10 protein-coding genes and 4 pseudogenes are annotated in these 8,773 nt (G+C 60.3%); 6 read left to right on the top strand and 8 right to left on the bottom strand.

What is annotated here, in order from left to right; all coding sequences use genetic code 11:
- Positions 1-308: transposase (locus ATI53_RS21930; RefSeq protein WP_146609995.1), on the top strand; the 308-nt coding region annotated here is incomplete at its 5' end.
- Between the two features lie 120 nt (positions 309-428).
- Here ATI53_RS21930 and ATI53_RS21925 read toward each other — a convergent pair.
- Positions 429-1,166: a hypothetical protein gene (locus ATI53_RS21925; RefSeq protein WP_146609994.1), complete on the bottom strand. Its 738-nt coding sequence runs from the start codon at positions 1,164-1,166 to the stop codon at positions 429-431.
- Between the two features lie 212 nt (positions 1,167-1,378).
- Positions 1,379-1,520, bottom strand: a pseudogene (locus ATI53_RS24615) (IS30 family transposase); the annotation flags it as partial.
- Positions 1,521-1,568: 48 nt separating this feature from the next.
- On the opposite strand from ATI53_RS24615, the pseudogene ATI53_RS21915 reads away from it, so the two are divergent.
- Positions 1,569-1,766 (top strand): annotated as a pseudogene (locus tag ATI53_RS21915) (IS5/IS1182 family transposase); the annotation flags it as partial.
- A gap of 350 nt (positions 1,767-2,116) precedes the next feature.
- Here the strand turns inward: ATI53_RS21915 and ATI53_RS21910 are convergent.
- The 5 genes and pseudogenes from ATI53_RS21910 to ATI53_RS21890 form a co-directional block, all read right to left on the bottom strand.
- Positions 2,117-3,349 carry a metallochaperone AztD gene (locus ATI53_RS21910; RefSeq protein WP_240778660.1) on the bottom strand — a complete coding sequence of 411 codons (1,233 nt, stop codon included), beginning with the start codon at positions 3,347-3,349 and terminating at the stop codon, positions 2,117-2,119.
- A 21-nt stretch (positions 3,350-3,370) separates the two neighbouring features.
- Positions 3,371-3,595, bottom strand: coding sequence for a DUF6525 family protein (locus tag ATI53_RS24145; protein ID WP_083840642.1), 225 nt, complete (start codon positions 3,593-3,595; stop codon positions 3,371-3,373).
- Positions 3,565-3,807: pseudogene (locus tag ATI53_RS21900) on the bottom strand (GTP-binding protein); the annotation flags it as partial. The gene ATI53_RS24145 and the pseudogene ATI53_RS21900, both read right to left, overlap by 31 nt.
- Positions 3,808-3,939: 132 nt before the next feature.
- Positions 3,940-4,338, bottom strand: a complete 399-nt coding sequence (locus ATI53_RS24555) for a DUF1007 family protein (RefSeq protein ID WP_375342745.1) — start codon at positions 4,336-4,338, stop codon at positions 3,940-3,942.
- An 87-nt stretch (positions 4,339-4,425) separates the two neighbouring features.
- Complete coding sequence (locus ATI53_RS21890) at positions 4,426-5,403, bottom strand: zinc ABC transporter substrate-binding protein (protein ID WP_034452916.1); 978 nt, start codon at positions 5,401-5,403, stop codon at positions 4,426-4,428.
- 56 nt (positions 5,404-5,459) lie between these two features.
- Between ATI53_RS21890 and ATI53_RS21885 the strand changes: the two genes are divergently transcribed.
- Genes ATI53_RS21885 through ATI53_RS21870 form a run of 4 tightly spaced genes read left to right on the top strand, consistent with a single transcriptional unit; the run spans position 5,460 to position 8,179 of the window.
- Positions 5,460-5,990 (top strand): Fur family transcriptional regulator, encoded by a 531-nt coding sequence (locus ATI53_RS21885; protein WP_009505391.1) that lies wholly within the window; start codon positions 5,460-5,462, stop codon positions 5,988-5,990.
- Complete coding sequence (locus ATI53_RS21880) at positions 5,987-6,715, top strand: ATP-binding cassette domain-containing protein (protein WP_009505392.1); 729 nt, start codon at positions 5,987-5,989, stop codon at positions 6,713-6,715. The genes ATI53_RS21885 and ATI53_RS21880 overlap by 4 nt, the downstream gene beginning before the upstream one ends.
- A complete protein-coding gene (locus ATI53_RS21875; protein WP_034452917.1) occupies positions 6,715-7,512 on the top strand; it encodes a metal ABC transporter permease in 798 nt (265 codons plus the stop codon). The genes ATI53_RS21880 and ATI53_RS21875 overlap by 1 nt, the downstream gene beginning before the upstream one ends.
- Complete coding sequence (locus tag ATI53_RS21870) at positions 7,466-8,179, top strand: DUF2796 domain-containing protein (RefSeq protein ID WP_240778659.1); 714 nt, start codon at positions 7,466-7,468, stop codon at positions 8,177-8,179. The genes ATI53_RS21875 and ATI53_RS21870 overlap by 47 nt, the downstream gene beginning before the upstream one ends.
- Here the strand turns inward: ATI53_RS21870 and ATI53_RS21865 are convergent.
- Positions 8,135-8,773, bottom strand: a pseudogene (locus tag ATI53_RS21865) (IS3 family transposase); the annotation flags it as partial. The gene ATI53_RS21870 and the pseudogene ATI53_RS21865 sit on opposite strands and share 45 nt — an antisense overlap.

Genomic DNA, 8,773 nt, shown 5'->3' with positions numbered 1-8,773 from the left:
TTGAGGCGGGCGCCACCGTTTCGACTGACGAACTCTACAGCTACAGCTTACTTAAAGGCGAAGGCTACACCCACGTCGCCGTCAAGCATGGGGCTAAGCAGTGGGCGATTTACGACGCCGAGACCGATACGATGCACCACACAAACCACGTCGAAAGCTTCTGGCGTCACTTCAAGCACTCGATCCGTGGCACTCACGTTTCGATCAGTCAGCAGCATATGCGCAAGTATCTGGATGAATTCACTTTCCGCGCGAACCATCGCGGCGAGGTGAATCGGATGTTTGATCGGCTGATTGCGGCGTTCTGATAACGACAGAGGCGGTAGCGTCAAACTCCGCCTCGCTGATAGGCCCGACACCTCTGGCCTCTTCTTGAGCGATGAACTCTTGTAATTTTCCTTCTTTGCGAGCCTTGGACAAAGACAACATCAGGACGCAGCCCTTTTGTAAACTTCGTCAGCTTGGTCAATTTCAATGACCCGCGCCGCTTGAGACAGGAGAGGCAAACTTGAACCGAGATCTTTCTTGCTAGCTACGACTGCAACAAGTGCTGGCGGCTTTTCTAGTGCGGCTAGGTCATGGAAAGCCGTACTCGCTTTGTAAACGGAAACAGGATATTTTGACACAGCTTGGAAGACGGCAACGCCTCCGCCGACTTTGGCGATGGCCGTAACATCCCATTCTGTTGACGATGCGCCGTCTATCTTGTCTTCAAACCAGACATTGGCAGGGAATATCTTGTCTAGCCGCTCTCGCAGAGCATCAGAAACGCTGACATCGCCGTCCTCGTTTATCCGATCCATGACGCGCTCAACTACAAGTCGTGACGCGGCGCTAATATCAAAAATCGCTCTCTCAACATCGTGTCTAGGAACGTCTGCGAAGATGGCCCTTCGCCCCGCCTCAACATCAAACATTTCAGCGACCGATTTTGCGTGCCTTCCGAAAGACCTACCCGCACCAAAACTCTCAATTTCGCGATACGCGAAACCGGCGTCACTTACGCGTATTCCTCCAATGGCTGAACTAAGGCAAACAGTCACGAAAGAGCCGCTAGGGTAAACTACCGGCAAGTGTATGAAGCTTGACCCGTTGACATGGCGAGCAGAAACAAGGCTCGGAGTCACCCTGCCCGCAAGCTGTTGAATTGTCTCCTGTTCGCTCATCAGGCGCCTCGCTAGTCGAACATATTATAGCGCCACATCGGCCCTGATGCAACTTCTATGTTGTTGATTCTAAGGCGTTTCCCAGCATAATCCCTAACGTCCTCAAAAGACACGCGATCGGCTTCCGTGATTTCTCTCGCAACCGTCAAACCATTTTTCCTCAACCTCTCGGGACTTCCTGTCCAGTTCAGATCAAACTCATGCAGGTGGGTATTCGCGTTCTTCAGCAGCACGGTGAAGCGGCTGACACGTTCGACCAGAGAGGTGACGTGCCTGGCCAGGCGATTGCTTGAACAGCATAAAATCGCCCTCCCGATGGCCGAATTCTCTTCGGTGCGCGTCATTCTCGGGGCGGACCATCTGTTTTGTGACAGGAGCCGCACCTGAGGGTCGCGCGCACCTTTGGGCAGGACGCTCTGGAAGACGTCGGCCCGCTCTCATGTTCGAAGTCGCATCAAGGCCAGAATGCATTGCCCGTAGCTCTTCGGCGAAACGATCATGTCACGGGTCGCCGTCCACCAGACCGCCGAAATCCACATCCGCATCGCCATCATGAACACCGTCTCGCTCCTCGGAAGGGCCGAGATCAAAGCCGTCGCCAGAGTTCAGGCGGGAAAGCCCGGACCCACGTCTGCGCCTCTTTTGTGCAACATTGCCGACGCCAGGCAGGCACGCAGGCAGGCAGGCAAAACCTCAAGTCTCTGCGACTTGTTCACCAAAATAAGCCCATTGCATTGACGAACTCCATATTGCTCATGGCGCATCTCCGAGATGCAGAACAATGTTCTCGATGAGCGTCCCAACTGGGGGTCATATGCGGGAGAGTGCAACACCCTACGCCAAGCGGCTAACACGCTCTTGCCGGTGTCGCGCCCCATGCCCATTGAAACGACTCATCGGCAAAGAGTTACCGGCACGCGCCTGCGAAGGGTCGCGCGCCGGACTGGCCGTCAGTGTGTGAGGCCGCTGCCGCCCACCGCGATCACGTTGTACGGAATGCCTTCGACTGCGATGGTTTCGATCTCGGCCAGGTCTTGCGTGTCGATGACACGCAGCGTTGCCTCCAGCGGATCGGTTAGGATCAGCCGGTCATCCGCCAGGGTCATCCGGGGCCGCGGGTCGCGCCAATGGCCGTCCATCGAATAAGGCTGGGTGATCTGCGCGCTCTGCTCGATCTCGGCCGACAACATGTTCAGCCGATGAAGCGATCCGTCTTCGGTAAAGATATAGGCCATTCGCGGATCGACAGGATCGAGGATGAAATCGACCTCGCGAAAGGGCACCTCGACGCGGGTGAAATATGGTTCCGTCACGGGATCGACGATCACGACAGAGGTTCCGTCATAGTCGCCCAGAAAGATCTGCATCGCCTTCGCGCCCAGCAGGAAACCTGTGCTGTCCTCGGGGAAGTTATCGGGGTAGGGCAGCATTGTGAACGCATCCGGCCCACCCGTCGTGTCATGCGCGATGACCCCCTCCTTGCATCCTGCCAGCAGGAAACTGCCCGAGAACGCCTCGCCATGCAGGTCAGTGCAAATGTGCACCTCGCCCATTGGGGTGCCGTCGGCGGCAAAACTTCCGATACCGATGCGAGGCGGCGCCTTGCCTTCTTCCATCGGCTCCTCTGTCGCGATGGAGCTGACGAAATAGTCGCCCATATCTGCCACAAAACCATGATGCGCGACGTTCATCGGGACCTTCTGTTCCGCAATGTCGCCTTCCAGAACCGCGCTCTCTTCGAGAATGGATGCGTAGCCGCCCCTGTCGAAGGTGATCGCAACCGAACCGCTATGATTGACGACATGAAACGGGCGCGGCCCCTCGATCATGCCGAGATGGCCCGGCTCGGACAGCTCGATATCTGCATGGTCGCCATGCCTGGCAATGGCCAGTCCGCTTTGCAGAAAATCGACCTGTTCGTTGTCCGATTGCACGGCGATGACCAGAGCCTGATCCGCCGTCGAATAAAGCTTTGCCGGTCCGGCCAGATCGAACGTCCAGCGTTCTTCCGGGTCATCGAGGCCAATGGCCGAAACGGTCGGGGACGTGTGGTCCGCCACGAACAGACGCCAGGCAACGGCTTCGTCGTCGGCAAAGGCCGGCGTGGCCATTGCCGCGAGGGCGCCAAGCAGGGCAGTGGATAGACTGGGGGCTAATCCGGGGGATAGTCCGGGACGGTTCATGTTCTTTCCTTTCGGTGCTGATCAGGGATTCGCAGGACGCGATTGCGTGAGCCGGTCGCGGGAGAGTGTCTTTCGCTGCGCATGCTCAAGGCGCACGATTGCCGCCGCCTCACCGTCACCCCTTGCGAGTGCTGCAAACCAGATACGGCGGCAGGATGCGGGTGACCACGGCAACGTGGCCCCGGCGAGCCAGCGGCGCAGCACATCGTGCGTGCCAGATCGGCACGAACCGAACAGCACAGACATCCCGACTGCATCAGGACGATTTTCTCGTCCACCGCCTCGACCAGGTCGTGGTCCAGCCCGGCCTCGCCAAACTCGCTCACGATGACGGCAATCCCGGGTTCGGCTTTCGCGCGCAGAACCGAATTCAGAAGCGTGGTTTTTCCCGCGCCGAGAAACCCCGTCAGCAACGTCACAGGCAGGCGGATATCGGTCGGCGAAGCGGCAAAGGTCATTTCAGGGTCAACCCAAGGGCGAAATCATTTTGATACGTTATGACATAACATTTATGACGCGAAAAGTGCCAATCATAGCCGGCATGGGCAGCAGCATGCCGATGCTGAGGATCGCGATCAGCACCCCGCCCATTACATGAACAGCCGCCAAGAGTGCCTGAACCCCGTGACCGTCGCCCGCGCCCGGCTTGTCCGGACTGCGTGCCGCCACCCCCGGCCCGGCAAGCAAAAGGCCAGATGCCGCTGCCCCCGAACCCACCGTGATGCCCGCAACAGCCCCGATGCAGACGGCGTCGAAGTCGGCAGCGAAGGCCAACACGAAAATCGCGCCTTTGCAGGGGCAGACTGCGAAGCTGGCGGTGCCGTCCCTGTGTCGAGATCGAGGACATCGAAGAGAAACAATGTCGTGAAAGCGCCGCAGGTCCAGGAAACCCTCAGCACGTCGAGTTGACCGCGCTCGTTGACCAGCAAACCGGTTCGGGCGTCCACGAAGATGTGGGGATGTGCCCCTGCATTCTTGCCGGGACGCATCTCCCACAAGACGATGGCGGGACCTGTCAGTTGCGGCCACCTACCGACCATCAGGCTTCATCGCTGACGTTTGCGCCCGTGTCGGTGTCACAGACATTCCGCAAGGGTTGAAGCGAGATTACGGATGAGCTGGGGATAAAGCGTCGGACCGGGCTCGAGATCGGACCCCAGAGGATCGAGAACTGCCGTATCTGCCTCCATCCCGTCGAGCACGGCCGCGACGATTCCCCGATTGAACTGCGGTTCCGACATGACACAAGTGATGCCTTCGCCTGAGATCCTGTGCTGGATTTCGGAGATCCGCGCCGGGCTCGGGTCGGAAGCGTCGCTGATCGATATGGCACCCGAGGCCGGAAAATCGAAAGCATTCTCAAAGTATTGGTAGGCATCGTGGAAGACGATGAACTGCCCGCCCCGCACAGGTTCCAGCACGGCAGTGACCTCGCCGATCAGCGCGTCGATTTCTTCCTGCCCGGCGGCTGCATTGGCGAAATAGGCTCCGGCATTTTCCGGGTCCGCCGCGGAAAGCTGGCCGGCGATCACGTTGAGCCAGGTCGCGGCGTTCTGCGGTGACAGCCAGGCATGGGGATCATGTCCGCCATGATCGTGGCCTTCATGAGCATCGTGTTCGGCGTGTTCATCATCATCTGCGTGCTCTTCGTGCCCGTTCTCGCCGTGCTCGTTCTCGCCATGCTCATGCGCTTCAAACAGCGCACCTTCCCTAAACTCAAGCTCGATTGTCCCGTCGGCTTCCAGCAACTCTGATACCGAAGCATTCGTCGCCAGTGTCTCAATCGCATCGCCCAGCCAGGGCGTCAGTTCGGGGCTGACCCAGAACACCACATCGGCCTCCTGTAACGCCGTCGCCTCGGAGGGGCGGAGCGAATATTCATGCGGGCTGGCACCGGACTGGACAATCAGGTACGGCGAGCCGACACCCTCCATCACACGCGCCACCAGCGAATGGACCGGTGCGATATCGACGGCGACACGCGGCACCTCGGCGAGCGCGGCCCCTCCCATCAGGGCGGTGACGACCGAGAGGGGCAGGTGCATTCTGGACATTGGGCTCTCCATGTGATCTTATAACATTTCATCTGCATTAGTGGAAACGTGATAACATGACAAGTGGCTCTCCCATCGTTCCAGAAGACGCAGCAACGCCGGTCGGCTTCGCGCGCCACAACCACGCCGCCTGCGTCGTGGATGGGCTGTCCGCCGCCGAAGCGCGCTGCACCGGCGGGGGGCTTCGGTTTACACCCGTGCGCCGCAAGGTGCTGGAGATCCTGTTGCAGGAGCACCGCGCGCTCGGCGCCTATGTCATTCTCGACCGATTGCGCGAAGAAGGGTTCGGATCGCAGCCGCCTGTCGCTTACCGCGCGCTCGACTTTCTTGTAAGCAATGGTCTGGCGCACAGGGTCGAGCGGCTCAATGCCTTCATTGCCTGCGCCCATCCCGGCGAAAACCATGCGCCCGCCTTCATGATTTGCCGCCTGTGCGAGTCCGTGGCCGAGGCGCAATCGGCCCCGGCGCGGGGGGCCTTGGGCGCTGCCGCCCGCGCGACCGGGTTCAGAATCGAGCGTACTGTGGTCGAAGCCGAAGGGGTTTGTCCGACCTGCGCGGAAAAGGCCGCCGGGGACGTCCGCGCATGAGCCTCGTTTGTGTCGAGAACGTGAGCATCAGCTATGGCGCGAAAACCGTCCTGTCACATGTATCGCTCAGCGTCGATCCGGGAGAAATCGTTACCATCGTCGGACCGAACGGCTCGGGCAAGACCAGCCTGCTGCGCACCATCATCGGAGCGGTCAAACCCGCGCGGGGACGGGTGACGCGCGGATCGGATGTACGATTGGGCTATGTGCCGCAAAGGCTGCACATCGACCCGACACTGCCGATGACGGTCGCGCGGTTCCTGGCGCTGCCCCGTGGGGTCGCTCCCGAAGCCATCGGCGACGCATTGACCCAAGCCGGCGTGCCGGACCTCTCCAAATCACAGATGTCGCGGCTTTCCGGAGGTCAGTTCCAGCGGGTGCTCTTGGCACGCGCCTTGATCGGCAAGCCGCACCTTTTGTTGCTGGACGAAGCAACGCAAGGGCTGGACCAGCCCGGCTCTGCCGCCTTTTATCGCCAGATCGAGTCCGTGCGGCGCGATACCGGATGCGCCGTTCTGATGATCAGCCACGAATTGCATGTGGTCATGAGCGCATCGGACCGGGTGATCTGCCTAAACGGCCATGTCTGCTGCGAAGGCACGCCCGAGGTTGTGGCTTCGGCCCCGGAATACCGCGCGCTCTTCGGGTCGGGCACGATGGGCGCACTGGCGCTCTATCGTCACGACCACGATCATGGACATGACCACACGGAAGCCGCCGAATGATGCTGGATGATTTCATGATGCGCGCCACGCTGGCCGGGATCGGTGTGGCACTTGCGGTGGCCCCTCTGGGCTGCTTCGTTGTCTGGCGGCGCATGGCCTATTTCGGCGACGCGACGGCCCATGCCGCGATCCTCGGTATCGCCCTGTCGCTGGCCCTGTCGATTTCGGTCTTTGCGGGGGCCATGGCGATAGCGCTTCTGATGGCGCTGACGGTGAACCTGCTCACGGGGCGCGGCTACGCGATGGACACGTTGCTGGGGGTGCTCGCCCATTCGGCGCTGGCCTTCGGGTTGGTCGCGGTGTCGTTCCTGTCGGGCATCAGGATCGACCTCATGGCCTATCTCTTCGGCGATATCCTTGCCGTGTCGCGCATGGATCTGCTGGTGATCTGGGGCGGGGCCGCTCTGGTTGTCGCGCTCATCGGATGGCGCTGGTCGGCCCTTCTGACCGCGACGCTGAACGAGGATCTTGCCTATGCCAGCGGGATCGACCCCCGACGGGAACAACTGGTTCTGACGCTGGCGCTGGCGATCACTGTCGCTGTCGCGATCAAGGTTGTGGGTGTGTTGCTTATCGCCGCGATGCTGATCATCCCTGCCGCTGCCGCGAGACCGCTCAGCCGCACGCCCGAAAGCATGGCCCTGGTCGCCGCGGGCATCGGCAGTGTCGCGGCGCTGATCGGACTCCGGGCCGCCTATATCTTCGACACACCGGCGGGACCGTCCATTGTCTGCGTTGCGGCCCTGATCTTTGCAGCGCTCAGCATCGCGGGCAGCCTGCGCACATCCGCATCATGACCAGCCCCTGACCGGACTCAAAATACAGAGAACACAAACTGACAAAGCCCCCCTGATCATCGCCGTGCTGCTGCCTTCTGCGCTGTTTGCACAGGAAACACGGGATCTTGGCGCCCATGAACACGGGCACTCCGCGCTCGATATCGCCATCGAGGGAACGCAGGTCACGATGGACCTGGAGGCCCCCGGTCCCGATATCGCCGGCTTCGAATACGAGGCAGCGACGGCAGAAGACCGCGCCAAGCTGGACGCCGCGATCAAGACATTGTCGGACCCGCTGTCGCTTTTCGTTCCGCCAGCCGCAGCGGATTGCACGGTCGTCGAAGCAAGCGCGGACCTGATGGACGAGCATCACGAGCACCGCGCGGACCATACGGAAGATGAACACGCCGATGAGGAAGGCGCGGCACATGCAGAGTTCCACGCGGAATACCTGCTGTCCTGCACCGACCCGACTGCCATCGACCGCGTCGGTTTCGCCTTCTTCGAAACCTTCCCGAATGCCGAAGAAGTCGAAGTGCAGATGATTTCCGACAAGAGTTCGAGGTCGAGCGCGACGCGCCCGTTTTTAGATCTGTCAGGACTGAACCTGTCGCGCCTTCGTGCCGCCCCAAGTGCTCGCTCAAGCCGCTTTTCGTTCGAAGGCGTCAGGGCCTTTCCAGCCTGAAGCTGAGTGGCGGCGGCGCGGATTGCAAAAGCCATTGATGTATTCGAAGACTGCCATTTCAGCTTTCCGCCGTGTCTCCCGGGGATGCCGCCAGATCAGTTCGGCCTTGATGGTTTTGAAGACCGTCTCGACCGCCACATTATCAGGGCAATCACCTTTGCCGCTCATGGATGCGCTGAACCCATTTTGGCGCAGGATTTTCCGGTAATCATGGGAACAGTGTCGCGACCCGCGATCCGTGTGATGAATGCTGCCGTTGGTGGCGCGCTGAATGTGATGGCCATCTTCAAAGCGCTGATTGCAAGGTCGCGTTTCATCCGATTGCTGACAGCCCAGCCAATGACGCGCAGTGAATGCAAGTCCAGGATCACGGCTAGATATAGCCAGCCTTCACGCGTCCAGACATGGCTGATGTCGCCCGTCCATTTCCGGTTTGGCTGATCCGCGGTGAAGTGGCGATCCAACCGCTTCGGGGCGATGTTGAACCTGTGGCCGTTGTCGGTCGTCAGCTTGTGTTTGCGCGCTCTGACAACGGAGATGCCGGTCCGGTGCATCAATCCGCCCAGGCTGAGCCGGGATTGTTCTTTGATGTGC

It is taken from the genome of Salipiger aestuarii (assembly GCF_003259905.1).
Taxonomy (GTDB): Bacteria; Pseudomonadota; Alphaproteobacteria; order Rhodobacterales; family Rhodobacteraceae; genus Salipiger; species Salipiger aestuarii.
This window is presented reverse-complemented; position numbering and strand designations above follow the sequence as displayed.